Origin of the sequence: Streptomyces fradiae ATCC 10745 = DSM 40063 (genome assembly GCF_008704425.1) — a bacterium.
Lineage (GTDB): Bacteria > Actinomycetota > Actinomycetes > Streptomycetales > Streptomycetaceae > Streptomyces > Streptomyces fradiae.
The window spans coordinates 6,500,201-6,523,202 of record NZ_CP023696.1 but is presented as its reverse complement, the minus strand read 5'-3'; the positions used below and the strand labels follow the sequence as shown (position 1 = coordinate 6,523,202).

Below are 23,002 nucleotides of genomic sequence, written 5' to 3'. Positions count from 1 at the left end.
GTCAGACGTCGATCTCCAGCTTCTCGACCGCGAGGACGAGGGTCTCCATCGCGATCTCGTTCTTGGCGGCGCTCAGGGTGGGGCCGGTGTACTTGGTGGGCCAGCCGCGGTCGAAGTTCCAGCGCATGGCCTCCTGCCGGTTCTCGTCGAGGAGCACGATGGAGCCGGAGGTGCGCCGCACCCTGCCGTTGAGGGCCTCGACGACCCAGTTCCAGAAGCCGACGTGGCCGGTGACGCCGCGCTTGAGGGTGAGGTTGGTGTACTTCTTGAGTCCGGGGACCTTGCGGACGGTGGTGTCCTCGCTGCCGTTGCGGTACTCGATGGGCGGGATCTCCAGCTCCAGTCCGCTGACCTCGGTGAAGGAGCCGCTCACGGCGACGCCGTCGTCGCTGACGTTGGTGACGATGACCTGGAAGTTGTAGGACGCGTACGGGTCGTCCCTGGTGATGGGCGGCATGGCGGCCCCCTCCTCGTTCCTCGCTGGGGTGCTCTTCAGGAGATCTGGGTCTCGCGGGTCTTCTGCTGGATCCGGAAGATCACGAACTCGGCGGGGTGGACCGGCGCGACGCCGACGACGCAGACCAGGCGGCCGTTCGCCAGGTCGTCCTCGGTCATCGTGGTGCGGTCGCAGGCGACGAAGAACGCCTCATCGGCGGTGGTGCCGGCGAGGGCCCCGGAGCGCCAGACGGTGGTGAGGAAGTTGCCGACGGTCTGCCGGACGAGCGCCCAGAGCGACTCGTCGTTGGGTTCGAAGACGACCCACTGGGTGCCCTCGTCGATGGACTCCTCCAGGTAGAGGAAGAGGCGCCGTACGTTGACGTACTTCCAGGAGCTGTCGGAGGAGAGCGTGCGGGCGCCCCACACGCGGTGGCCGAGGCCGGGGAAGAACCGGAGGGCGTTGACGCCCCTGGGGTTGAGCAGGTCCTGGTGGCGGCGGGTGATGTCCTGGGCGAAGCCGTCGGTCTGCCGGATGCCGCGGACGACCACGTTGGCGGGCGCCTTGTGCACGCCGCGCTCCACGTCCACGCGCGCGTAGACGCCGGCCAGGTGGCCCGAGGGCGGCACTTCGACGTCGCGGAGGGTGGCGGGGTCGCGGACGACGAGCCACGGGTGGTACAGGGCGGCGTACCGGGTGTCGAACGGCTCGCGGAACGCGAGGACGCCCTCGATGTCGAGGCCGTCGCGCGGGTCGAGGACGGCGAACCGGTCCCCGAGCTGCTCGCAGTGGGTGACCAGGGCGGACTCGACCGTGCCGGACCACAGGCCGGGCACGGCGCACACGGCGACCTCGTCGATGTCCTCCAGGGCGACGATCCCGGTCCGCCGGCCGCTGCCGCCGTCGGCGCCCGCGAAGTCGGCGGTGGTCAGCGACTCGTACGCGTCGTCGCCGTCGGCCAGCGTCAGCCAGGAGCCGCTCGCGGGGACCGGGAAGCGGGCGGGGTCGGCGGACAGGTCGGGCAGCGACTCGGCCCGCACGAGCTGTGAGCGGGCGGCGAGGGCGGTCACCAGGCTCGACGGGCCGTCGCCGCCGAGCCGCAGGCCGGTGAAGTGCTCGGTGACGGGGGCGCCGCCGGGGCCGGTGAAGCGGGTGCTGACCTCGGCCTCGACCAGGTGGACGCGGTCGCTCTCGAAGAAGGTGCCGGGCGTCTCGCCGTCGAAGGCGACGGTGTCGCCCGTGACCGTCTCGACGGTGCGGCGGGTCAGGGCGGTGCCGTCGTCGAGCTGGACGACCGCGCCGGGGTACAGCCGGCTCGCGCCGCCGACGCGCAGGGTGCGGCCGGGCGACGTGTTGCCGCGCCGCACCCGGCGCACCGTCAGCCCGGCCTGCCACGCGGGGTGCGCGGTGCCCGCCGGGAGGGTGAGGGTGACCAGTCCGTCGGCGGCGGGGCCGACCTGGACCTGGTGGCGGCCGGCCCCGATCTGCGCCCACACCTCGCCGGGGAGCGTGGCCGGGTCGAGTCCGGCGGCGGCGGTGACCGTGACCGTCGCGCTGTCCTCGGGCGCGTCCTCGGCGAGGCGGGTGACGAACAGTCCGCCCTCGGCCGGCTCGGGCAGGACGGGCAGCGCGGCCGCGGCCACGGGCTGGACGCGCACCTGGACGCCGTCGCCCCATGTGCCGGGGCTCACGGCGGTGAACCGCAGCGTCCGCCCGGTCCCGCGCTCCCCCACCTGGACGTAGTCGCCGCGGGAGGCCCTGACCTCGGCGGGCAGCGGCTGGTCGAGGGTGACGCGGCCCGTGGCCGTCTCGTACGCGGTGACGGTGGCGGTGTGGACGGCGCGCCCGTCGTCGCCGCGGAACACCTGGACCTGCTGCCCGGTGCCGGCGAAGCCGAGCAGGTGGCCGAGGCGCAGCCGGTCGGCGCCCGGTGCGGCGTCGGCGGCGACGGGGCTGACGAGGCCCTGCGCGAGGGTGCCGGACGCGGCCTTCGCCCCGCCGCTCACCACGCGTTTGACGTACAGGCGGCGTCCCCCGTTGTCGAAGAAGCCCTTGACGGCCAGTGGGAACAGCCACCAGCGGCCGCCCTCGGCGTGGTCGCCGGCCCAGGCGTCGCGCACGTGCGCCGCCGGTTCGGGCAGGAAGCCGCCGAAGGTGTTCTGGAACTCCAGGAAGTTGGTGACGAGCCGCGGCTTCCCGGTGGAGGGGCCGCGCGCGGTGACCCCGACCATGCCGGCGGTGCTGGTGCTGACTCCCGCGATCGGCCGCGGCCCCGCGTCGATCTCCTCGACGTAGACGCCGGGACTCAGGTACTCGGCCATGGACGCATCTCCTCAACTCTCGCGGATCTCGACGACGTGGCGGCGTGCCGCGTCGCGGGGCAGGCGCACGACCAGTTCGCCGGCCCGGCCCGGCCGGTCGGTGGCACGGAGGCGGAAGGTCTCCTCGGCGGTGTCGTCCCCGGCCCTGTCGCCCTCCCAGCGCAGGGCGAGCCGGAAGGCGCCCCGCGCGTCGCTGAGCGTGCGCTCGTGCCAGGGGACCCGGTCCGCGCCGGTGTGGCCGGCGGCCTCGACCAGCGCGTCCGCGACGGGGGCGCGCCCGGCCGCGTCGACGACGACGCCGTGGACGGTGCGCGTGCCGGGCGGGTAGGGGTACGAGACGGCCGGCAGCAGCCGGACCAGCCGCGCCTCGGCGGGGACGGTCGGCGGCCGGGTGTCGCCGTACGGGTGGACGAGGAACTCGACGCCGCCGCGCCGTGCGTCGTACGGCTCCCCGTCGGCCGGGTACAGCGGCCGGTAGCCGGCGGCGGCGAACCGGGCCCGGTGCGGCTCCGGCCGCGCCGCCCACGGGTCGCGGCTCCGTCCGAGGCGGGGGAAGGCGAAGGCACCGCCCGGTGTGCGCACCGCGGTGCCGTCCAGCGGCACCCAGCGGCCGTCCGCCTCGTCGTACCGGTCGAGGCGGACCTCCACCCCGGCGGCCCGCACCCGCCGCGCGTGCTCGTCGTACGGCACCAGCCAGACGGGGCTGTGGAGCGTGGACCCGGCCAGCGGCAGGAAGGCGCTCACGGCGTCGTCGTCCTTTCGACGGCGCCCGCGCCCTCGATGGTGCGGGTGCGTACGGGCCGCACGGGCCGCTCCGCGGCGGAGTCCAGGTCGACCACGCGGACCTCGTAGTTGAGGGAGAGCCGGTACGGCTTCTGGATCGCGTACCAGACCCAGGACTTCTGGTCGAGGGTCAGCGGGGTGAGGGTGAGGTGCAGCGCGTCGGTGCCGCCCGCCAGGCTGCCGGAGAGCCGGGCGCCGTCGAGGACGGCGTCGTCGTGGAAGGTCTGCAGGGCCCGTCCGAGCATCCGGTGCTGGGTCTCCTGGTCGCCGCCCCAGGGGGTGATGAGGTAGCGCAGGAGCAGGGCCATCGGGGGCCTGCGTATGGTCGGCGGCGCGGGCGGCAGGGAGCGCACCGGGGGCCGGTTGCGCGAGGCGGGGTCCTCGGCGATCTCGTAGAGGAACACCGTGAGCTTGGGCGGCGGCGTCTGCACGGTCTCGGAGAGGTCGTTGAGCTCCGCGACGGGCGGTTCCACCTGGCTCAGGCCGCGCAGGGAGCGCGTCAGCGTGTCCACGATGACGGACGAGACGTCGGCGATCACACCGAAGTCACCCATGCGAAGCCCCCTCCCGCGGCGGGTTCCGACGGCCGCCGCGTACGGACCGAGCATGGCGGGGGGTGTGTGAGCGGTCCGCGATCCGCTCGTCGCTGTGGCGTCACCGCCGTCGTCGCCGGCGCGTCGGCGGTGCGGAGCGGGTCGCGCGGGGCGGGGCGGGGCGGGCGCCGGGCGGGGCCCGGAGCGGGGCGGTCATGGGGCCGCCGGGGGGATGTCGACGGGGCCGGCACGGGGGGATGACGCCGGTGTGACACCTGTGGGTGACACTCGGTCGGTCATGGAGACCCCTTCGACGCGGTACGGCGTCCTCGTGCTCAGGGTGTGGCTGGAAGACGGCGGGGCGGACGGTGTGCGCGCCCGGATCGTCCGGAGCGTCGACGGGGAGCGGATGCCCCCGGCGGCGGCGAGCGGGGCGGACGCCGTCCTTTCCGCGGTGCGCGGCTGGCTCGGCGAGGTACTGGAACGGAAGCCGTGACGTTTCGGCGACGTTCCGCTGATTCCTTTTTGACGCTTTCCCCGGTAATGATCGAACCGCGGTGAAAGAATTCCCCGCGGCACGGCTTCGGGGGCGCCGGCGCGCGAAACCGGAGATCACTCAGACCTGCATCGGTTCGGGGGCGTCGATGAGCGGAAAGTCAGATCCTATTACTTTGAGGTTGCTGAAGGGCTTCGCGCTCGCGGTCGGCCACACCAGCGTTCCGGTGTGCTCCAGCATCCAGCGGCTGCTCGCCTTCCTGGCGCTGCAGGACATGCCGCGCTCACGCACCTACGTGGCCGGAAGCCTGTGGCCCGACGTCACGGCGGCCCGCGCCAACGCCAACCTGCGGTCGTCGCTGTGGCGGGCGGCCCGCATGGGCCACCCGGTCATCGACGTGACCGCCCGCGAGCTGGCCCTCTCCCGGCACATCGCGGTGGACCTGCACGAGGCGGTCGCCCTCGCCCGGCGGCTGCTGGACGGCTCCCGGCCGTGCGACGACATCCTGGGGATGCGCACCCTGGAGATCCTTTCCGCGGACCTCCTTCCGGAGTGGCCGGAAAACGACTGGATGCGTATTGAGCAGGAGCAATACCATCAATTGCGCCTTTACGCCCTGGAGGCGATGACGGAGCGGCTGACTTCGGCGAAGCGCTTCGGCGAAGCGGTCGCCGCGGGCCTCTCCGCCGTATGCACGGAGCCTCTGCGGGAAAGCGCCCACCGCGTGCTGGTGAAAGCACATCTGGCCGCCGGGAACAGGGCCGCCGCACTGCGGCAGTACGAGCAATGCCGCCGCGTTCTGCGCGAGGAACTGGGGCTGGAGCCGTCGCCGTCGCTGCGGGCCCTCGTGCCCGTGACCCACGACGGCCCGGACGGCCGGCGCCCCCGGCTCCAGCCCTCCGGCGCGTAGGGCGGGCCCTCGCCGCACGGCGTCCCGCCGTCCGGGGCGGGGGCGGGCCCACCGACGCGTCCGCCGGTGCCTCGTGCGGGTCCGGGCCCCGCCGCGGACGGGCGGCCCCGCGCCTCGGCGCCCGCGACGCGGGGTGTCCGGCGCGGGCGGCCGAGGCGCGGGCGCACGGCGGGGGTCAGGTGCTGGGCGCGTCCGTGTCGTCCTCGGCCCGCGGAAGGACCGTGTGGCCCTCCGCCCAGTTGTTGACCCAGCCGCACACCCCGCACGCGTACCGGCCGTTCAGACCGGACACCTGCGATCCGCACGCCGCGCACATCGTCGTCGTGATCTCCGGAGTCGCCGTCGCGCGCGCGGCCGGCCGGTGCTCCGGTTCCCGTCCACTGGTACTGGTCATCGACGCAAGAACCTACCCCCCGGCGGGCGGGGGCGACACCCGCGACCAGCCGCACCCCTGAGAACACACCCAGCCGCTCCCCTGCTGCAACGCGGGGGCACCGCACCGTTGGCAATTCACCGGCGTTCCTCCGTCCGGGCTAACGTGCCGCTCCCCACCAGACTCCCGCCTCCTCCCCGGTCGCGGAAGGGCGCGGACGGCGGGACCCGGCGCACCGCCCCGTGCGCGGGGCGGTGCGCCCCCGGCCGGACGGCCCGTGCGCCCCGCACGACCCGCACGCCCCGGACGGCCGGACCGCCCGGGGCCGCCCGGGGCCGCCCGGGGCCGCCGGCCACTGGAGGGGAGCCTGGGGCGCGGGAGGCGTGGGAGGATGAACGGATGACACTGTCGGACCTGGTTCGGCTGCGGCGGGCACGCGACCTGATGGACCGGGCGTACGCGGAGCCGCTCGACGTCGCGGCGCTGGCGCGGGCGGCGCACATGTCGGCCGGCCACTTCTCGCGCAGCTTCCGCGCCGCCTACGGCGAGACCCCGTACAGCTATCTGATGACCCGCAGGGTCGAGCGGGCCAAGGCGCTGCTGCGGCGCGGCGACCTGTCGGTGACGGAGGTCTGCCTCGCGGTGGGATGCACGTCGCTGGGGTCGTTCAGCTCGCGGTTCACGGAGCTGGTGGGCGAGACGCCGAGCGCGTACCGGGCGCGCTCCCACGAGGCCGACCGGGCCGTGCCCCCCTGTGTCGCCAAGGTGTCCACCCGGCCGGTCAGGAACGGAGAAGCGCGGTCCGCCGCCCCGCCGCCGGCGTGATCGACACGGGCAGCGGACTGCGGGCGCGCCTCGGGTGCCGAGGCCCTCCACGAGCCCGCGGACCGGCCGGACGGCGTCCGCGAGCGGGCCTTCCGCGACCGCGGCGTCCCCGACCCGGCCGGCGGCATCCCGCGCTTCACCCGGCACCGCGGCGCCCGGCCCGCCCGCGCGGCGCCGCGCACCACCCGCCACCGCACAGAGGAGACCCGATGAGCAGGGCCGCGAGCGCCCGTACGGAGCCGTCCGCGACGCACGTCGCCGACGGCCACGACCTGATCCGCGTGCAGGGAGCGCGGGAGAACAACCTGAAGGACGTCACCGTCGAGATCCCCAAGCGCCGCCTGACGGTCTTCACCGGTGTCTCCGGTTCGGGCAAGAGCTCGCTGGTGTTCGACACGGTGGCCGCCGAGTCGCAGCGGCTGATCAACGAGACCTACAGCGCCTTCGTGCAGGGCTTCATGCCGACCCTGGCCCGCCCCGAGGTCGACGTGCTGGACGGGCTGACGACCGCGATCATCGTGGACCAGCAGCGGCTGGGCGCCGACCCGCGCTCCACGGTCGGCACCGTCACCGACGCCAACGCCATGCTGCGCATCCTCTTCAGCCGGCTCGGCACACCGCACGTCGGCCCGCCCGGCGCCTTCGCCTTCAACGTCCCCTCGGTCCGGGCGAGCGGCGCCGTCACCGTGGAGAAGGGCGCCAGGAAGGCCGTGAAGGCCACGTACTCCCGCACCGGGGGCATGTGCCCGCGCTGCGAGGGACGGGGCACCGTGTCCGAGATCGACGTCACACAGCTGTACGACGACGCGAAGTCGATCGCGGAGGGCGCCTTCACCATCCCCGGATGGAAGTCGGACAGCTTCTGGACGGTGCGGCTGTACGCCGAGTCGGGGTTCTTCGACCCGCACAAGCCGATCCGCGACTTCTCCGAGCGGGAGCTGCGGGACCTCCTCCACCGGGAGCCGACGAAGGTCAAGGTCGAGGGCGTGAACCTCACGTACGAGGGCCTCATCCCCAAGGTCCGCAAGTCCTTCCTGTCCAAGGACCGCGAGGCGATGCAGCCGCACGTCCGGGCGTTCGTCGACCGGGCGGTCACCTTCGCCACCTGCCCGGAGTGCGACGGCACCCGCCTGACCGAGGCGGCCCGCTCGTCCAGGATCAGGGGGGTGGGCATCGCCGACGCGTGCGCGATGCAGATCAGCGACCTGGCGGAGTGGATCGGCGGCCTGGACGAGCCGTCCGTTGCCCCGCTCCTGGCGAAGCTGCGGCACACCCTCGACTCGTTCGTGGAGATCGGCCTCGGCTACCTGTCCCTGGAGCGGCCCTCGGGCACCCTGTCCGGCGGCGAGGCGCAGCGCGTGAAGATGGTCCGCCACCTCGGCTCGTCGCTCACCGACGTCACCTACGTCTTCGACGAGCCGACCACCGGCCTGCACCCGCACGACATCCAGCGGATGAACGACCTGCTGCTGCGCCTGCGCGACAAGGGCAACACGGTGCTCGTCGTGGAGCACAAGCCCGAGGTGATCGCGATGGCGGACCACGTCGTGGACCTCGGTCCCGGCGCCGGCGCGGACGGCGGCGAGGTGGTCTACGAGGGCACCGTCGAGGGGCTGCGCGGCAGCGGCACGCTCACCGGACGCCACCTGGGCGACCGGGCCGCGCTGAAGGAGAGGGTGCGCGCGCCCTCGGGCGTCCTGGAGATCCGCGGGGCGACGGCGAACAACCTGCGGAACGTGGACGTCGACATCCCCCTCGGGGTGCTGGCCGTCGTCACCGGCGTCGCCGGCTCCGGCAAGAGCTCCCTCCTGCACGGGTCCCTCCCGCCCGGCGCGGGGGTCGTCTCGGTGGACCAGGAGGCCATCAAGGGATCGCGGCGCAGCAACCCGGCGACGTACACGGGGCTGCTCGACCCGATCCGCAAGGCGTTCGCCAAGGCCAACGGGGTGAAGCCGGCGCTGTTCAGCGCCAACTCCGAGGGCGCCTGCCCGACCTGCAACGGCGCCGGTGTCGTCTACACCGACCTGGCGATGATGGCCGGGGTGGCCGCGCCCTGCGAGGAGTGCGAGGGGAAGCGGTTCCAGGCGTCGGTGCTGGAGCACCGGCTCGGCGGGCGGGACATCAGCGAGGTGCTGGCGATGCCGGTGGCCGAGGCGGCGGAGTTCTTCGGCGCGGGCGAGGCGCGCACCCCCGCCGCGCACACGATCCTGAGGCGGATGGCCGACGTCGGGCTCGGCTACCTCACCCTGGGCCAGCCGCTGACCACCCTGTCCGGCGGCGAGCGGCAGCGGCTGAAACTCGCCACCCACCTGGGCGAGAAGGGCGGCGTGTACGTCCTGGACGAGCCGACGACCGGCCTCCACCCGGCCGACGTCGAGCAGCTGCTGCGCCTGCTGGACCGGCTGGTCGACTCGGGCAAGTCCGTCATCGTGATCGAGCACCACCAGGCGGTCATGGCGCACGCGGACTGGATCGTCGACCTGGGGCCGGGAGCCGGGCACGACGGCGGCCGCGTCGTCTACGAGGGCACCCCCGCCGGCCTCGTGGCCGACCGCTCCACCCTCACGGGCCGGCACCTCGCGGAGTACCTCGGCCGGGCCTGACCGGCGGCGCGACCGGGCGGCCCGACGGCGGGGGCGCGGGCAGGCGGCGCGTCCCGGAGCCGCGTGGGCCCGCGGTCCCGGCGGGGCGGCGCGCACCCCGGCGCGCCCCGGTCGTCGCGGTCGGCCGGCGGAGCGGCGCGCCCGCGTCCTAGCGGGCCCGGCGTTCGGCGGCGGCGTGCCACCAGCCGGGCGGCGAGACGCCGAGGGTCCCGGCGGTGGGCTGGTCGGGGTGCAGGCCCAGACGCCGCAGCGCACCGGGGTGGACGCGGACGGCGTACCAGCCGTGCCAGTGGCCGTCGGGTCCGAGGCCGCAGGACAGGTCGACCCGGACCTCGCCGGGGTCGAAGGGCGTCCAGTCGATGCCGCGGTCGCGCAGTCAAGCGCGGAGGGCCGCCATGGGGTGGAGGCCGCCCGGCAGGTTCTCGAGGGCGGCGACGGTGACCCAGTCGGTGGTCGGCGTGTCCATGGCGCCCATGCTGCCGGACCCGGCGGCGGGTGTCACCTCCCTTCGGGCGCCGGGTGCCGCGCGCTCGTCGCCTCCGCCGCCTTCCGTCGCCGGGTGCCGTGCGCTCGTCGCCTCCCGCGCCGCGTCCGGTGGCGAGGGCGGTCGTGCCGCATCGGCCCTCCCCCACCCCGCGGGCCCTCCCCCACCCCGCGGGCCCTCCCCCACCGCGCGGGCCCGGATCGGCCCGGCGGTGCCCCGCCGCCGTCCCGGGACGGGGGCGTCCCCGCAGGTGGGAGGGGTGGGAATCCCGACGCGGGTGAAGCGGGCGGGACAGGGTGGTCGGGGGCTTCCCCGGCTGGTCCCATGGAGTCCGCGAGCCCGGCGGACAGCACACCGGGCACCCCGCCGGGCGGCCCGGCGTCCCTTCGGACGCTCGCGTCCGGCGGGGCACCAGGCCCGTCTCGCGGCCGGGCCGGTCGTGGACGGAACGTCGTGGACGCCTCCGTCCGCGTCCGCACGGCGGCCCCGCACGGGGCGCCGGCCACTCCATCCACTCGTACCGAGGGCAGCCGGCCTGCCCGGAAGAAGGAGCGCACATGAACACGACCACCCACGCCCCCGCGCGCCACGCCACCGCCACCGCCGCCCGTGCGACCGCCCGCGGCGCCCGGCCGGCGGGGCGGCTGCGCCGGGCCGTGCTGGCCGGCCTCACCGCCGTCGCCGTGGCGGGCGGCCTCGGCACCGCCGCCCCCGCCCAGGCCGCGACGCACACCCTCGACTGCCTCATCACCGGAGGGATCTCCTACACCGGGTGCTCCGGGCAGCTCACGGTCGTGAACGGTCAGCGGGTCGAGGTGGACCTCGTGTCCTCGGGCGGCAAGCAGGTCCGGTTCTGCGTCGAGCCCTTCGGCGGCGGCTGGGACCTCGGCTGCTCCGGCTGGGTCCACCCCGGCGCCAACACCGCGCTGGTCTGGCACAACACCACGGGCCAGACCCATCGGGTCCAGCTCATCGCCGGGAAGAACGCGTCGGTGACCGTCCACGCCCGCGGGCAGTACCACGTGCGCTGACGGCCCCGAGGTGACGGGAGGCGCCTGCGGGCCGGGGCCGGCCCGCAGGCGCCCCCCCGCCCAGCCCCGCCCCGCGCCGGGCCACGCCGGGCCACGCCGGGCCCATCCGTACCAGGCCACGCAAGGCCGGCCCGGGGCCCGGCACCTGTCCGGTCGTGGTCGGGACGCGGTCCGGACGGTGTGCGGGCCCGCGCCGCACCGGGCGCCGCCCCGGGTACGGCGTGCGGGCCGCTCCCGCCACGGGGGGAGGGAGCGGCCCGCGCGCGCGGAGGGCGGCGGGGGTCAGGCCGCCGGGGCTGCCGCCGGGAGGAGGGGGTGGTCCCGGAGGTGGCGCAGCAGGCTCCGCAGCTCCTCCCGCTCGGCGTCCGGCAGCGGCAGCAGCGGGCGGCGCGGCGGTCCGGCGGGGCGGCCCTGGAGCTCCAGCCCCGCCTTGATCGACCGGGGCAGCCCGTGCCGGACGATGAACCGCAGGAACGGCAACTGCTCGGCGAGCAGGGCGTCGGCCCGCTCCTCCATGCCTCCGGTCGCGGCACCGTGGAGGGCGAGGGCCCACCGGGGCAGCAGGCAGGGCGCGGCGGTGCACCAGCCGGCGGCGCCGGCCCGGAAGGCGTCCAGCGCCACGGGGTTGCTGCCGTTGTAGACGGACAGCGCGCCCTCGGAGCGCTCCAGGATCTCCCTGAACCGGCGCACGTCCCCGGAGCTCTCCTTGACCATCGTCAGGTTGGGGATCCGCCGGGCGAGTGCGGCGACGGTCTCCGGCGGCAGGTCGGTGCCGCTGGTGCCGGGGTTGTTGTAGAGCATGACCGGGAGGTCGGTGGCCGCCGCGACGGCGGCGAAGTGGCGTTCGAGCTCGGTGCCGGTCAGCTTCCAGTAGGTCTGCGCCAGCACCATGATCGCGGTGGCGCCGCGGCGGGCCGCCGTACGGGCGCGCCGCACGGTGGTGTCCGTACTCCAGTGGGAGACGCCCACGAGCGTCGGCACGCGCCCGGCCACGGAGTCGAGGACCGTCCCGCAGACGGCGTCCCACTCGTCGTCGCGCAGGTAGGCGCTCTCGCCCGTGCTGCCCAGCGGTGCGACGGCGTGGCTGCCGGCGTCCACCAGGTCGCCGGTCAGCCGGCGCAGCGCCGGCAGGTCCAGCTCGCCGGTGTCCGGGGAGAACGGCGTGACCGGGTACGCGATGATCCCGGACAGGGCGGGGGCCGCGGTCACAGGGCCACCCCCGCGGCGACGCAGTCGGGGTGGGCGCGCAGCGCGCGGCGGGCGTGGTACGCGAAGTTCGCCTGGTACCTGCGGTCGGTGGAGGTCCAGTCGTGGGCCTCCTTCGCGAGGTCGTGGGGCAGCGGGTGGACCGTGCCGGCCGCCATGGCGAGGAGCTGGAGGCGGGCCGCGCGTTCGATGAGGACGGCCAGGTTGCACGCCTCCTCGACGCAGGCGCCGACCACGAGCTGGCCGTGGTGGGCGAGGAGGACGGCCCGCTTGTCGCCGAGGGCGGCGGAGATGATCTCGCCCTCCTCGTTGCCCACGGGCACCCCCGGCCACTCCTTGAGGAAGGCGCAGTCGTCGTAGAGGGGCGTGGTGTCCATCTGGGAGACGACGAGGGGGACTTCCAGCATGGAGAGGGCGCAGACGTGCAGGGGGTGCGTGTGGATGACGCAGTGGACGTCCTCGCGGGCGCGGTAGATCCAGGAGTGGAAGCGGTTCGCCGGGTTGGGCATGCCGGTGCCCTCCAGGACGTTGAGGTCCTCGTCCACCAGCAGCAGGTTGTCCTCGGTGATCTCGTCGAACCCGAGTCCGAGCCGCTGCGTGTAGTACGTCCCCGGCGCTTCGCCGCGCGCGGTGATCTGGCCGGCGAGCCCGGAGTCGTGGCCGCCGTCGAACAGGATGCGGCAGGTCAGCGCGAGCTTCTGCCGGACCGTCAGCCCGGAGTCGCCGAAGTGGTCGCGCATCTGCCGCGCGGCACGGCCGGCGAGGGCGTCCTTGGGGTCGGTGAATGTCGTTGCCATGTCTGTCTCCCCTTCCGGGTGCCGGTCCTTCCGGCAGCCCAGTCGGTCAGCGGGCGCCGGAGGGGCGACCGCTGGACACGAGTTTCACTATAGGACACCTTGTGTCATGCGGGAAGGGCGGACGGCCGTGCGCGGGAGGCCGAGGCGGGAGGCGTACTAGCATGCGCGTCTGGCCGCCACGGGCCTGCGGGGCGGCCGGAAGGGGAGAAGCGGTGTTCAATCGGGTGCGGCAACTGCGCAAGGAACGGCTGATGACGCTGGAGGTGCTGGCCGAGCGCGCCGGGGTCACCAAGAGCTACCTCTCCAAGGTCGAACGCGGGCAGAGCACGCCGTCCATCGCCGTCAGCACCGCGCTGGCCCGCGCCCTCGACACCCCCCTGGACAGCCTCTTCGCCGACTCCGAGCAGCTCACCGACGTCACCGTGACGCGCGCGGACGAGCGGCGCGCCCTCACACCGGAAGGGGAGCCGGGCTCCCGCTACGAGGGCATCGCACTGCAGGCGAGCACCAAGCGGATGACCCCGTTCATGCTGTACCCGCCGCACGACGCCGACTCCACGCCCTTCCGCGACCACCCCGGCGAGGAGTTCCTCTTCGTCCACCGGGGCCGGGCCGAGCTGCTGCTGCCCGCCCGCTCCGTCGAGCTGGGGCCGGGCGACTCCGTCTACTTCAAGGCGACGACCCCGCACAAGGTGCGCTCGCTGGGCGAGGAGCGTGCGGCGCTGCTGCTGCTGGTCTCCGACGACGCCGGGGGCGACCGCGCCCCGCACCCCCACCTCCCCTGAGAGCCGCCGCACCAGCCGGGCACCCGCGACCCCGGGGGCAGGCGCCCCGAAGCCCCCGAGCGGGCCTCGGTAGGCTGGACGGGTCACACGCACCGTGAACGGGAACAAGGAGCAGACGTGAGCGAGCCGGCGTCCATCGCCCTGCAGCAGGAGATCGCGCGGGAACTGCAGGTCGCCGAGGCCTTCGACGCCGAGCGGGAGATCGAGCGCCGGGTGGCCTTCCTCACCGAGCGGCTCACCTCCACCGGCCTGCGCTCCCTGGTGCTCGGCATCAGCGGGGGCGTCGACTCCACGACGGCCGGGCGGCTGTGCCAGCTCGCCGTCGAGCGGGCACGGGCGGCGGGGCACGAGGCGCGGTTCCACGCGATGCGGCTGCCCTACGGCGTGCAGGCGGACGAGCACGACGCCCAGCTCGCCCTGTCCTTCATCGCCGCCGACGAGGTGCTGACGGTCGACATCAGGCCGGCCGCCGACGCCGCGCTGCGGGCCGCGCTCGACGCCGGTGTGACCTTCCGCGACGCCCACCACCAGGACTTCGTCCTGGGCAACATCAAGGCGCGGCAGCGGATGATCGCCCAGTACGCGGTCGCCGGAGCGTACGACGGGCTGGTGGTCGGGACCGACCACGCCGCCGAGGCCGTCTCGGGCTTCTTCACCAAGTTCGGCGACGGCGCGGCCGACCTGGTGCCGCTGACGGGCCTGACCAAGCGGCGGGTGCGCGCCGTCGCCGACGCGCTGGGCGCGCCGGGGGAGCTGGTCTGGAAGACCCCGACGGCGGACCTGGAGACCCTGGCGCCGGGCAAGGCCGACGAGGACGCGCTCGGCGTCACGTACGACGACATCGACGACTTCCTGGAGTGCAAGCCGGTCGACGGGCGGGCCTTCGACACGATCGTCCACCGCTACCGGGTCACCGACCACAAGCGCCGGCTCCCCATCGCCCCGATGTGACGGTCCGGCACGCACGGCGACCCCGCGACCCCGGCCCGCCCCGGCGGTGCCGGGCACGCTCCCCCGGCACGTCCGGCACCGGTGGACCCGAGGGCGGCCCGGCCCCGTTCCACACCGGTTGCGGGGCTTCCGAAGCGCACTAGAGTGAGCCGTAAGCACCGTTCTCGCCATCGGAGTTGATGAAGATGGCCGATATCCAACTGGGTAAGCCCGTGGACGAGAGCCGGCTCGAGCAGAAGCCCCCTCCAGTGGTCCTCGAAAGCCAGCCCGACTCGTTCGTCCGGCTGGAGACACCCGAGGAACTGCGCACCTGGGAAGCGCTCGTCAAGCAGACGACGGGACTGGACATGTCCGCGTCCGACATGCGCGCCGTCGGCACCGAGGGGTGCTCCTGCGGCTGCTCGGACAAGTCTGACGTCTGCCCCGAGCAATGATCCTGACCGTCTCCCTCAAGGACGACCTGCACGCGCTCGCCGTCCGGCACGAGGCGCTGAGCCGCGGATGCCGTGACTTCCACATCGTCGAGTGCGACCAGATCAGCGGGCACGAGAGCCTGTCCTGGACCGTGGACGGGGACTCCCCCACCACACTGCGCACCTCGGACGGGCGGCTCGTGCGGCTCGAGGACGCGTCCGTCGTGTGGTGGCGGCGTGTGCGGGCGTCCCAGCAGGACGCCGCGTCCCGCAAGAACAGGTCGGAGCGCAACCTCGTCGACAACGACTGCCGCGGAGCCCTCACCGGCATCCTGAGCACCGCTTTCGGCGGGGAGTGGATCTCCCACCCGGAGGCCACCGACCGCGCCTCGGACAAGCTGTACCAGCTGGCCGTCGCCCGGCGGGCGGGACTGCGCGTCCCGAAGACCCTGGTGACACAGTCGCGCGACGAGGTGGCGCGGTTCCGCGAGCAGGTGGGGCGGATCATCGTCAAGCCGGTGGTCGGCACGTCCGGGCCCCTTCTGTTCACCCAGTACCTCGACGACCCCTCGGCCCTTCCGGCCGCCTCGTACGAGGCGTGCCCGGCCGTGTACCAGGAGTACGTCGAAGGAGACCGGCACATCCGGCTCAACTGCTTCGGCGACCGCATGTACGCCGCGCGGCTGACGACGGACCTCCTGGACTGGCGAGCCGACCTGACCATGCCGATCTCCCCGTGGCCGGTACCCGACGACCTGGCGCGCAGGGTGCGGGCGACGCTCCGCGCGCTCGGGCTGCGCATGGGCGCCGTGGACCTCAAGCTCACGCCGGAAGGCGAGCCCGTGTGGCTGGAGGTGAACCCCCAGGGCCAGTTCCTCTTCCTGGAGCCCTTGCTCGGCATCCCCCTCACCCGGTACTTCGTGGACTTCCTGCTCGCGGCGGAGGAGACCGCCTCCGCTCCCGCGGCGGGGCGCCGGCCCGTCGAGCGGGCGGCGGCCTGAGCGCCGACCGCCGGCGGCTGCTGGTGTCAGGGCCGCCGCCTGCCGTCGAAGTCGGCCGACGAACCGCGCGGGCCCGCGCGCGGTGAGCACGTGGCGCGGCTGTGCCGGGAGGACCCGCCTCCCGGAGTGATCGCGTACGACGGCGGCGTGCCCGTCGGCTGGGCCGCCGTCGCGCCGTGCGCCGCGACCTCGTCCGCCCGCAGCCGCACGATCCCGCACGTCGACGACCTGCCCGTGTGGCCGCTGTGGTGCGTCCGCGCGCGTCCCGGCCACCGCGGGCGGGGCCCTACGCACGCGCTCATCGCCGGTGCGGTCGACCTCGCCCGCGCGCGCACGGCGCTCCGGTCGTCGAGGCGTACCCGCCCGACAACGGCGACGCCGGGGTCGACACGACGACGGCCTGCGCCGGGCTGCGGAGGAACTTCGAGCGCGCCGGGTTCGTCCACGCCGCCGGGCCGCGTTCGGCGGCGTGGCCGGTGGGGCCGGGCCCGGCCGATGGCGCAAGCGCGTTCGAGGGGCGGGCGTCCTGTCGACCACCCAAGTCCCGATCGATGGGCCGGAGTCCGGTGCCGGGGCGGTGGTCCGGTCGGTGCGGCCAAGTCCGGCCGGCGGGGGTCCGTGGGACCGTACGATGTTCCCACGCGGCTCCGGTGCCGGGGCCGGTACGCACCGTGCGCGAAGAGGGCGAGGCCAGTGACGATGCCGCCGGACGCCGAGAAGTGGCCGCCGAGTTACCCTCCGAGGACCCCGCCGCCGCCGAAGCGCCCGGTGGAACCGCCGCGACCCGAGCGGGACCCCTCCGTCGTCGTGCGGCCCCGCGTGCGGGCGCGCATCGCCAACCGCCGCGCGGGCAACTGGGCCTACGACACCGCGCCCTGGGCGGCGCCCTCGGTGCCCAAGCGCGCCTCCCGCGCCGTCCTCGACCGGCTGCGGAGCTGGGGCCACCGCCTCCCCGAGCAGCATCCCGTCGTCGGGGTCACCGCCCGGCTCCTGCGGGCGGCCGTCGCGGACGGCGGGCGCCGCGCGAGCGTGCACCTCGCCGACCAAGAGCGGGACGGGCAGGTGGTCGTGCTCGTCCTGTCCCACGGGCCGTCCGGCGCCCCGGAGGACGAGGAGCTGCTGCGGGACCTCGCACGCCTGGGCGCCGCGTCCGCCGGCACGGAGAGCAGCCGCGACGACGGCGCCAGGCGCCGCTGGGCCGTCCTGGAGCTCTGAGCCGCCGGGCCGGAAGACCCCGCCGCGGGCCCGCGGCCCTACAGCGGGGTGGCGGCCTTCAGTATCAGGAAGAGCGTCACGGCCGAGTTCGCCGACGACAGGGCCGAGGCCGCGGTGCCGGCCGCCGCGCCCCAGGCGGCGAGCCCCACCGCCGTGGAGACCGGCGGCCACAGCCGCGCGGACGGAGCCGGGCCCAGCAGCGCCGCCACGCGGCGCGGCACCGGACCGGCCGCCGCGAGACCCGCCAGCCCGGCCAGGCCCGGCGGGCCCGCCGGAGCGGCGCGGGCGAGCAGGGCCGCCTTGCCCACCGCGCGGGCCACGACGCGGCGGCTGCCCACCCGCGCGGCGGCCTCCTCGTCGGCCCACCGCTCCGCCGTGTAGGTCACGGCGGTGTACAGCGGGCGCAGGAAGGGGTTCGCGCGGGCGGCGAGCTGCGCGGTGAGCAGGAAGCGGTGGTGGCGGGCCGTGAGGTGGGCGCGCTCGTGCGCGAAGAGCGCGCGGCGCTCGGCACTGGTGAGCGCGTCGAGGAGGGCCGTGGTGACCACGACCCGGCCGGGCCCGCCGGGCAGGGCGTACGCGTACGGGGCGGTGTCCGGGAGGACGGCGACCGGCGTTCGGGGCAGGGAGGCCAGCGCGCGGCGGAAGCGGCGGCGTACCCGCAGGTGGCGCCAGGCCGCGTGGCCGCAGGAGGCGAGGACGGCCGCGAGGGCGGGGATGGCGACCCGGCCCGCGATCTCGTCGTACGGCACGGCGGCCCGCACCTCGGGGTCGGACCAGGCGTCGGGGAGCGGGTTGCCGGGGAGCTGGGCCGTGCCGACCACCATGAGGAGGACCAGGCTGACGGTGCTGCACACCGCGAGCACGGCGGCGGCGCCGGTGAGGAGCCAGGTCGCCGCCCGCGGGTGCAGGTGCTGCTCGGCGAGGCGCGCCACGGGCCAGGCGGTCAGGGGCAGGACGAGCGGGAGGAAGACGAAGACGCCCATGCCGGTCAGCCTTCGGCGTCTTCCGCCGACCGGCCGAGGAGGTGGCGCAGAAGCTGCTCGTCGCCCGGCCCCAGGGCGGTGACGAAGCTGGCCAGGACCGCCTCGCGGTCGCTCTCGGCGTCGAGGAGGCGGCGCATCCGCAGCGCGGCGAGCCCGGCCTCGTCGGCGACGGCCGTCCACTGGAAGGAGCGGCCCGCGCGGCGGCGGGTGACGGCGCCCTTGGCCTCCAGCCGGGTCAGGATGGTCATGACGGTGGTGTACGCCAGCTCACCGCCCAGGTCCTCCTGCACGTGGGAGGCGGGGACCGGGCCGGGGGCGCGGCACAGGGACGCCAGGACCTGTGTCTCCAGCTCGCCCTGGCCGCGCCGGCGCGACTGCCGGCCGGCGTCGTCGTGGCTGTGTCCCGTCATGCTGTCGCCCTCCCGCCTTCTCGCCTCGTCCGGTTCCGCGAGGCGGTACATCGTACGAGACTTCCGGCCAGGTCACGCAGCCCGCGCGACCCGGCCCGGCTCCCGGACCGGGGTGAGGGAGAGAGGGAGCGCGCTGCCAGGGCGGGAAGGAGCGGCGTGCGGCCCGCCCCGGCCCGGGGCCGGCCGGGGCGGGCGGGCCAGCGGGTCCGGCGCGGTCCGGCGCGGTCCGGCGCGGTCCGGCGCCCAGGGACGGTACACGCGGCGGGCCTCGGGACATGGGCCGCGCCGGAGGCGGGGCCGGGCGGTCCCGGCGCCCGGCCCCGGCCGTCGCCCCGCCCCGGCCGGCCCCTTCCGCCGCCCCCGCCGAAGCCGCGGCACGGCGCCCGAGGCCGCGCTCAGGACGGCGTGCGGCTCTCCCTGGCGGCCAGGGTGAACGAGTGCCCGGCCGGGTCGGCGTACGTGCGCACGTCGCGGGGGCCCTTGTTGTCCTTCGCCTCCACCGGCCGCGCCCCGAGCCCCACCGCCTCCCGCTCCGCCTCGTCCATGTCGGCCGCCGCGACGAGGATGTGCAGGTGGGCCTGTTGCGAGTCGTCCGGGCGCGGCCAGCTCGGCGGCGCGTACCCGTGGTCCCTCCGCACCGCGAGCCGTACGCCGTCGTGGCCGACGACCTCCACGAAGTCGGGATCGGGGCAGCGCCGCACCTCGGCGCCGAGGAGGCCTGCGTAGAACTCGGCCAGCGCCTCGGGCTCCGCGCAGTCGAGTACCAGAACACTTCTCTTCTCTACGGTCATGGCCCCCGTGTGCCCCGCGGTTCCCGCAACACGCCTGAGCGGCGGTGGAGTTGGCCGCCCGGCGGCCGGGTGCCCGAAACCGGCGGCCGGGTGCCCGGGACCGGCGCGGGGCGCCGTGCGGCATCGTGCGGCGCCGTGTGCTCGCCTCGCGCCCCGGAGGCGGGCGGAGGCGCCCCGGCCCCCTCCCGGACGGCACGGCCCGCCGCGGGCCGGTCCCGCGGGTTCGGCCTCCGCGCGGGTCCTCCGCCCGTCCGGCCGGGCTTCCCGGCGGGGCCGGGGCGCCCCGCCCGGACCGGCAGGGTCCTCCCCGGCCGGTCCGGGCGCGCCGGGGGGCTCCCGGGGGCGCCCGCGCGCCCCGGTGGATGAAAACCGCAGGACAGGGCACCCGGAGCAGGAGAGCGCCGGGCGGTACCAGGCCGCCGGCACGACGTCGCGAAGGAGCCGGGATGCCGAGTCTGCTGGACGCCGGCCGGGCAGGTGGGGCGCTGCTACTCGCCCCCGGCGTGTACGCGCCGCAGTCGGACACGTACCTCCTCCAGGACGCCATCGCGCGCGAGGACCTGCCGCGCGGCGCCGAGGTGCTCGACGTGGGCACCGGGAGCGGGGCGCTCGCCCTGGCCGCGGCGCGCCGGGGCGCGCGGGTCACCGCCGTGGACCGCTCGCGGCGCGCCGTGCTCACCGCGCGGCTGCGCGCGGTGCTGGCCGGTCAGCGGGTCCGGGTGCTGCGCGGGGACCTGCTGGAGCCCGCCGCCGGACGCCGCTTCGACCTGATCGTCTGCAATCCGCCCTACGTGCCCTCGCCGCACCGGCTGCCGCCCCGGCGGGGCGCCGCGGTCGCCTGGGACGCGGGCCCCGACGGCCGGGCCGTCCTGGACCGCGTCTGCGACGGCGCGGCCGGCCTGCTGCGGCCCTCGGGCGTGCTGCTGCTGGTGCACTCCGCGCTGAGCGGCGTCGAGCCGACCATCGAGCGGCTGGAGCGGGCGGGGCTCAGGGCGTCGGTGGTGCGGCGCGCGTCCGTGCCGTTCGGCCCCGTCCTGCGCTCCCGAACGGAATGGCTGGAGCGCCGGGGCCTGATCGCCCCCGGCCAGCGCGAAGAGGAACTGGTGATCGTCCGTGCCCACCGCCCCTGACGAGGAGCACCCGCCCGCCGAGCCGTGCCGCGTCACCCTGACCGGTGAGGGGCCGCTGCTGCTGGACGGCCCGGTCGAGGTCACCCTCGACGACGGGACCGTCGCGCGGTCCGACCGGTTCACGGTGGCGCTGTGCACCTGCCGCCGCAGCCGCGCCTACCCGTGGTGCGACACGAGCCACCGCCGACGTACGAAGAGGTGACCCATGCCCCACCGCGTACCCCCGCACGCCGAAGGACCCGTCGAGGGCGAGACGCCCACCGCCCGCGGGGAGGTCTCCCAGGGCCTGCTGGAGGCCCTGCGCGGCCCCGCGGGCGGCCCGGTGCCCGTGCCGGGCGGGGTGCGGACCGCCGACCCGCTGGGCGACGACCTGCAGCTCGCCCTGTACCTCTGCTACGAGCTCCACTACCGCGGCTTCGAGGGCGTCGACCCGGCCTGGGAGTGGGATCCCGGCCTGCTGGCGCTGCGCGGGGCGGTCGAGGGGCGGTTCCTCGCGGAGCTGCGGGCCCGCACCGAGGGGCACGCCGAGGTGGCCGAGGCGCTGGACGCGCTGCTCGTGGAGCCCGTCGACGGGGCCGGCGTCTCGCACTTCCTGCGGGACGAGGGCGAGCTGTGGCACCTGCGCGAGTACGCCGCCCAGCGCTCCCTGTACCACCTGAAGGAGGCCGACCCGCACGCCTGGGTGATCCCCCGGTTGCGGGGCCGGGCGAAGGCGGCGTTCGTGGCGGTCGAGTACGACGAGTTCGGGGGCGGGCGCGCCGACCGGGTGCACGCGCGGCTGTTCGCCGACCTGATGGCCGACCTCAAGCTGGACACGCGCTACGGCCGGTACCTCGACCACGCTCCCGCCGAGATGCTGGCGAACGTCAACCTCATGTCGCTCCTGGGGCTGCACCGGGCGCGCCGGGGGGCGCTCGTGGGGCACTTCGCGACCGTGGAGGTGACGTCGTCGCCCGGTTCGCGGCGCCTCGCCGAGGCCATGCGCCGCACGGGCGCGGGTCCGGCCGCCGAGCACTTCTACGCCGAGCACGTGACCGCCGACGCGGTGCACGAGCAGATCGTGCGCAGGGACGTGGTCGGCGGCCTCCTCGCCGACGAGCCGGGACTCGCCCGCGACGTGGCCTTCGGGATCGCGGCGACCGTCCTGCTGGAGGACCGCCTCGCAGAACGCCTGCTCGCCGCGTGGCGCGAGGGCTCCACGAGCCTGCGCAAGCCCCTCTGAGGCCGGTCCGGCCCGCCCCGCCGCCCCCGTACGACGTGCGTACGGGGGCGGCGGGGCGCGGTGCGATCCCACGGCCGGCGGCCGTCTTCGGGCCCTCCTCCCCCCGGGGGGGCGCGCGCCCAGGGCGGTCACCGCGCATGAAAGCGGCCCGCCCCCGGTGTTCCGGGAGCGGGCCGCGCTGTCTGCCCGCGCTTGCGCGGGCGCCTACCAGCGGTACCAGCGTCCGCGCTTGCCGGCGGAGTCCGCCGACCGCATCACGAAGCCCAGCAGCCACACCACCAGGAGGATCACCGCGACCCACCACAGTGCCTCGAGTGCGAAGCCCGCACCGAAGAGGATCAGGACGAGCAGAAGAACGAGAAGAAGGGGAACCATATCTATCAGCCTCCGCCCCTTCGTGTGCCCCGCCCCACGACGCGTACACGCCCGTTCGTCCGGGCCGGTCGCGAGCGGCCGCGGAGGGTGTCCGGAGCGGTGCGGAGAGGCCGGGGAGAGGTGTGGCCGCCCGCCCTCGGGGCATACGGGCGGCCAGGGCGTCCGGACACGGACGGTGATCCCCGGGCGCTGACACGGACGGTGATCCCGCCGCTCCCGGTCGGCGGGCGGTTCCCCCTGCGCGGGGGCCGCCTCCGTGGCCGGCTGCCGGCGGACGGTCGCCCCGTCCCCGGCCGCCCCGTCCCCGGAACCGTCAGAGAGGAGAGGTCATGCCCGGCTTGATGAACCGGCTCAGGGAGTTCACCCGCAGCCCGCAGGGGCGGAAGCTGGCCGACACGGCCCGGCGCACCGCTTCGGACCCGCGCAGGAGGGAGCAGGCGGGCCGGCTTCTCGGCAGGCTGCGCGGAGGCCGCCGCCGCTGAGCCCGCCGAGACACGTCACCCGCACGGACGACCGCGTCCGTGCGGGTGACGTGTTTCCGCGGCCGGCCGGGGCCGGGGGCGGTCAGGCGCCGGCCGGCTCCAGGTGGCGGCGCAGGCTCAGGGGGCGCATGTCGGTCCAGACGCGGCCGATGTGGTCCAGGCACTCCTGGCGCGACCCGGTCGTGCCCTCGGCGCGCCAGCCCGCCGGCAGCGGGCGGTCGGTCCGCCAGACGGAGTACTGCTCCTCGTCGTTGAGGACGACCTGGTACTCCTCGGCCCGGTACTGCTCGCTGTCGCTCATCTCGCTGGGTCCTCCTCGGCTCGGTCGGTACGACGGGCCTCGAGCGTGCCGCCCGCGACGGCCGGCCGACAGGGACAAACGCGCAGCAGCACCGGCTGAGTGCCGTGCGGCTCCTTCCCTGGCCGCGGCGGGCCGGGCGGGGCAG

At 75.6% G+C, this 23,002-nt stretch carries 27 protein-coding genes and 1 pseudogene; 15 read left to right on the top strand and 13 right to left on the bottom strand.

The features are described 5' to 3' along the window. Position 1 precedes the first annotated feature (1 nt). From CP974_RS28440 to CP974_RS28425, 4 genes are read right to left on the bottom strand one after another with little or no spacing between them, the layout of a single operon-like run. Positions 2-457 (bottom strand): phage tail protein, encoded by a 456-nt coding sequence (locus CP974_RS28440; protein ID WP_031130338.1) that lies wholly within the window; start codon positions 455-457, stop codon positions 2-4. Positions 458-492: 35 nt separating this feature from the next. Beyond that, positions 493-2,757: a phage tail sheath C-terminal domain-containing protein gene (locus CP974_RS28435; protein WP_031130337.1), complete on the bottom strand. Its 2,265-nt coding sequence runs from the start codon at positions 2,755-2,757 to the stop codon at positions 493-495. Positions 2,758-2,769: 12 nt separating this feature from the next. Further along, positions 2,770-3,501 carry a carboxypeptidase-like regulatory domain-containing protein gene (locus CP974_RS28430; protein WP_031130336.1) on the bottom strand — a complete coding sequence of 244 codons (732 nt, stop codon included), beginning with the start codon at positions 3,499-3,501 and terminating at the stop codon, positions 2,770-2,772. Beyond that, positions 3,498-4,094 carry a Pvc16 family protein gene (locus tag CP974_RS28425; protein WP_031130335.1) on the bottom strand — a complete coding sequence of 199 codons (597 nt, stop codon included), beginning with the start codon at positions 4,092-4,094 and terminating at the stop codon, positions 3,498-3,500. The genes CP974_RS28430 and CP974_RS28425 overlap by 4 nt, the downstream gene beginning before the upstream one ends. 277 nt (positions 4,095-4,371) lie before the next feature. Between CP974_RS28425 and CP974_RS28415 the strand changes: the two genes are divergently transcribed. Together CP974_RS28415 and CP974_RS28410 are read left to right on the top strand one after the other, a co-directional pair. Continuing rightward, positions 4,372-4,569: a hypothetical protein gene (locus tag CP974_RS28415; protein WP_031130334.1), complete on the top strand. Its 198-nt coding sequence runs from the start codon at positions 4,372-4,374 to the stop codon at positions 4,567-4,569. A 148-nt stretch (positions 4,570-4,717) separates the two neighbouring features. Beyond that, positions 4,718-5,479 carry an AfsR/SARP family transcriptional regulator gene (locus tag CP974_RS28410; RefSeq protein WP_174887778.1) on the top strand — a complete coding sequence of 254 codons (762 nt, stop codon included), beginning with the start codon at positions 4,718-4,720 and terminating at the stop codon, positions 5,477-5,479. A 175-nt stretch (positions 5,480-5,654) separates the two neighbouring features. Here the strand turns inward: CP974_RS28410 and CP974_RS28405 are convergent, their stop codons facing one another. Then, on the bottom strand, positions 5,655-5,873 hold the full coding sequence (locus CP974_RS28405; protein WP_031130332.1) for a hypothetical protein: 219 nt from the start codon (positions 5,871-5,873) through the stop codon (positions 5,655-5,657). Positions 5,874-6,251: 378 nt separating this feature from the next. Here CP974_RS28405 and CP974_RS28400 point away from each other — a divergent pair, with 378 nt between their 5' ends. Together CP974_RS28400 and CP974_RS28395 are read left to right on the top strand one after the other, a co-directional pair. Continuing rightward, complete coding sequence (locus tag CP974_RS28400) at positions 6,252-6,677, top strand: helix-turn-helix transcriptional regulator (RefSeq protein ID WP_031130331.1); 426 nt, start codon at positions 6,252-6,254, stop codon at positions 6,675-6,677. A 209-nt stretch (positions 6,678-6,886) separates the two neighbouring features. Beyond that, positions 6,887-9,280, top strand: a complete 2,394-nt coding sequence (locus CP974_RS28395) for an ATP-binding cassette domain-containing protein (RefSeq protein ID WP_031130330.1) — start codon at positions 6,887-6,889, stop codon at positions 9,278-9,280. 148 nt (positions 9,281-9,428) lie between these two features. On the opposite strand, the gene CP974_RS31045 is transcribed toward CP974_RS28395, so the two are convergent. After that, on the bottom strand, positions 9,429-9,641 hold the full coding sequence (locus tag CP974_RS31045) for a hypothetical protein (RefSeq protein ID WP_078915519.1): 213 nt from the start codon (positions 9,639-9,641) through the stop codon (positions 9,429-9,431). A gap of 680 nt (positions 9,642-10,321) precedes the next feature. On the opposite strand from CP974_RS31045, the gene CP974_RS28385 reads away from it, so the two are divergent. Further along, positions 10,322-10,795 carry a hypothetical protein gene (locus CP974_RS28385; RefSeq protein WP_031130329.1) on the top strand — a complete coding sequence of 158 codons (474 nt, stop codon included), beginning with the start codon at positions 10,322-10,324 and terminating at the stop codon, positions 10,793-10,795. Between the two features lie 282 nt (positions 10,796-11,077). Here the strand turns inward: CP974_RS28385 and CP974_RS28380 are convergent, their stop codons facing one another. Continuing rightward, positions 11,078-12,004 (bottom strand): dihydrodipicolinate synthase family protein, encoded by a 927-nt coding sequence (locus CP974_RS28380; RefSeq protein ID WP_031130328.1) that lies wholly within the window; start codon positions 12,002-12,004, stop codon positions 11,078-11,080. Continuing rightward, the gene (locus tag CP974_RS28375; RefSeq protein WP_031130327.1) at positions 12,001-12,798 is read right to left on the bottom strand and encodes an aldolase; all 798 of its coding nucleotides are present in this window, start codon (positions 12,796-12,798) and stop codon (positions 12,001-12,003) included. The genes CP974_RS28380 and CP974_RS28375 overlap by 4 nt, the downstream gene beginning before the upstream one ends. A gap of 212 nt (positions 12,799-13,010) precedes the next feature. Here CP974_RS28375 and CP974_RS28370 point away from each other — a divergent pair, with 212 nt between their 5' ends. From CP974_RS28370 to CP974_RS28345, 6 genes and pseudogenes are all read left to right on the top strand, one after another. Beyond that, the gene (locus CP974_RS28370) at positions 13,011-13,583 is read left to right on the top strand and encodes a helix-turn-helix domain-containing protein (RefSeq protein WP_037937519.1); all 573 of its coding nucleotides are present in this window, start codon (positions 13,011-13,013) and stop codon (positions 13,581-13,583) included. A 117-nt stretch (positions 13,584-13,700) separates the two neighbouring features. Beyond that, positions 13,701-14,534, top strand: a complete 834-nt coding sequence (gene nadE, locus CP974_RS28365; RefSeq protein WP_031130325.1) for an NAD(+) synthase — start codon at positions 13,701-13,703, stop codon at positions 14,532-14,534. 248 nt (positions 14,535-14,782) lie between these two features. Then, positions 14,783-14,968 (top strand): hypothetical protein, encoded by a 186-nt coding sequence (locus tag CP974_RS28360; protein WP_140160871.1) that lies wholly within the window; start codon positions 14,783-14,785, stop codon positions 14,966-14,968. Next, complete coding sequence (locus CP974_RS28355) at positions 14,965-15,948, top strand: ATP-grasp domain-containing protein (RefSeq protein WP_051839268.1); 984 nt, start codon at positions 14,965-14,967, stop codon at positions 15,946-15,948. Before CP974_RS28360 ends, CP974_RS28355 begins: the two co-directional genes overlap by 4 nt. Next, positions 15,949-16,412, top strand: a pseudogene (locus CP974_RS30595) (GNAT family N-acetyltransferase); the annotation flags it as partial. Between the two features lie 304 nt (positions 16,413-16,716). After that, positions 16,717-17,163 (top strand): hypothetical protein, encoded by a 447-nt coding sequence (locus tag CP974_RS28345; RefSeq protein ID WP_223844517.1) that lies wholly within the window; start codon positions 16,717-16,719, stop codon positions 17,161-17,163. 38 nt (positions 17,164-17,201) lie between these two features. On the opposite strand, the gene CP974_RS28340 is transcribed toward CP974_RS28345, so the two are convergent. From CP974_RS28340 to CP974_RS28330, 3 genes are all read right to left on the bottom strand, one after another. Continuing rightward, the gene (locus CP974_RS28340) at positions 17,202-18,146 is read right to left on the bottom strand and encodes a M56 family metallopeptidase (protein WP_069979227.1); all 945 of its coding nucleotides are present in this window, start codon (positions 18,144-18,146) and stop codon (positions 17,202-17,204) included. A 5-nt stretch (positions 18,147-18,151) separates the two neighbouring features. Then, positions 18,152-18,556 (bottom strand): BlaI/MecI/CopY family transcriptional regulator, encoded by a 405-nt coding sequence (locus CP974_RS28335; protein ID WP_031136035.1) that lies wholly within the window; start codon positions 18,554-18,556, stop codon positions 18,152-18,154. 395 nt (positions 18,557-18,951) lie between these two features. Beyond that, positions 18,952-19,347, bottom strand: a complete 396-nt coding sequence (locus CP974_RS28330; RefSeq protein ID WP_031136033.1) for a VOC family protein — start codon at positions 19,345-19,347, stop codon at positions 18,952-18,954. A 446-nt stretch (positions 19,348-19,793) separates the two neighbouring features. On the opposite strand from CP974_RS28330, the gene CP974_RS28325 reads away from it, so the two are divergent. From CP974_RS28325 to CP974_RS28315, 3 genes are read left to right on the top strand one after another with little or no spacing between them, the layout of a single operon-like run. Next, positions 19,794-20,477, top strand: coding sequence for a HemK2/MTQ2 family protein methyltransferase (locus tag CP974_RS28325; protein WP_031136031.1), 684 nt, complete (start codon positions 19,794-19,796; stop codon positions 20,475-20,477). After that, positions 20,461-20,679 carry a CDGSH iron-sulfur domain-containing protein gene (locus tag CP974_RS28320; protein ID WP_031136029.1) on the top strand — a complete coding sequence of 73 codons (219 nt, stop codon included), beginning with the start codon at positions 20,461-20,463 and terminating at the stop codon, positions 20,677-20,679. The genes CP974_RS28325 and CP974_RS28320 overlap by 17 nt, the downstream gene beginning before the upstream one ends. A gap of 3 nt (positions 20,680-20,682) precedes the next feature. Then, positions 20,683-21,699: an iron-containing redox enzyme family protein gene (locus CP974_RS28315; protein WP_031136028.1), complete on the top strand. Its 1,017-nt coding sequence runs from the start codon at positions 20,683-20,685 to the stop codon at positions 21,697-21,699. Positions 21,700-21,903: 204 nt separating this feature from the next. Here the strand turns inward: CP974_RS28315 and CP974_RS28310 are convergent, their stop codons facing one another. Then, positions 21,904-22,074: a DUF5670 family protein gene (locus CP974_RS28310; RefSeq protein WP_031136026.1), complete on the bottom strand. Its 171-nt coding sequence runs from the start codon at positions 22,072-22,074 to the stop codon at positions 21,904-21,906. A gap of 329 nt (positions 22,075-22,403) precedes the next feature. On the opposite strand from CP974_RS28310, the gene CP974_RS29865 reads away from it, so the two are divergent. Continuing rightward, the gene (locus CP974_RS29865; protein WP_162887749.1) at positions 22,404-22,556 is read left to right on the top strand and encodes a hypothetical protein; all 153 of its coding nucleotides are present in this window, start codon (positions 22,404-22,406) and stop codon (positions 22,554-22,556) included. 82 nt (positions 22,557-22,638) lie between these two features. Here the strand turns inward: CP974_RS29865 and CP974_RS28305 are convergent, their stop codons facing one another. Beyond that, on the bottom strand, positions 22,639-22,857 hold the full coding sequence (locus CP974_RS28305; RefSeq protein ID WP_031136024.1) for an MbtH family protein: 219 nt from the start codon (positions 22,855-22,857) through the stop codon (positions 22,639-22,641). Between the last annotated feature and the right edge of the window lie 145 nt (positions 22,858-23,002).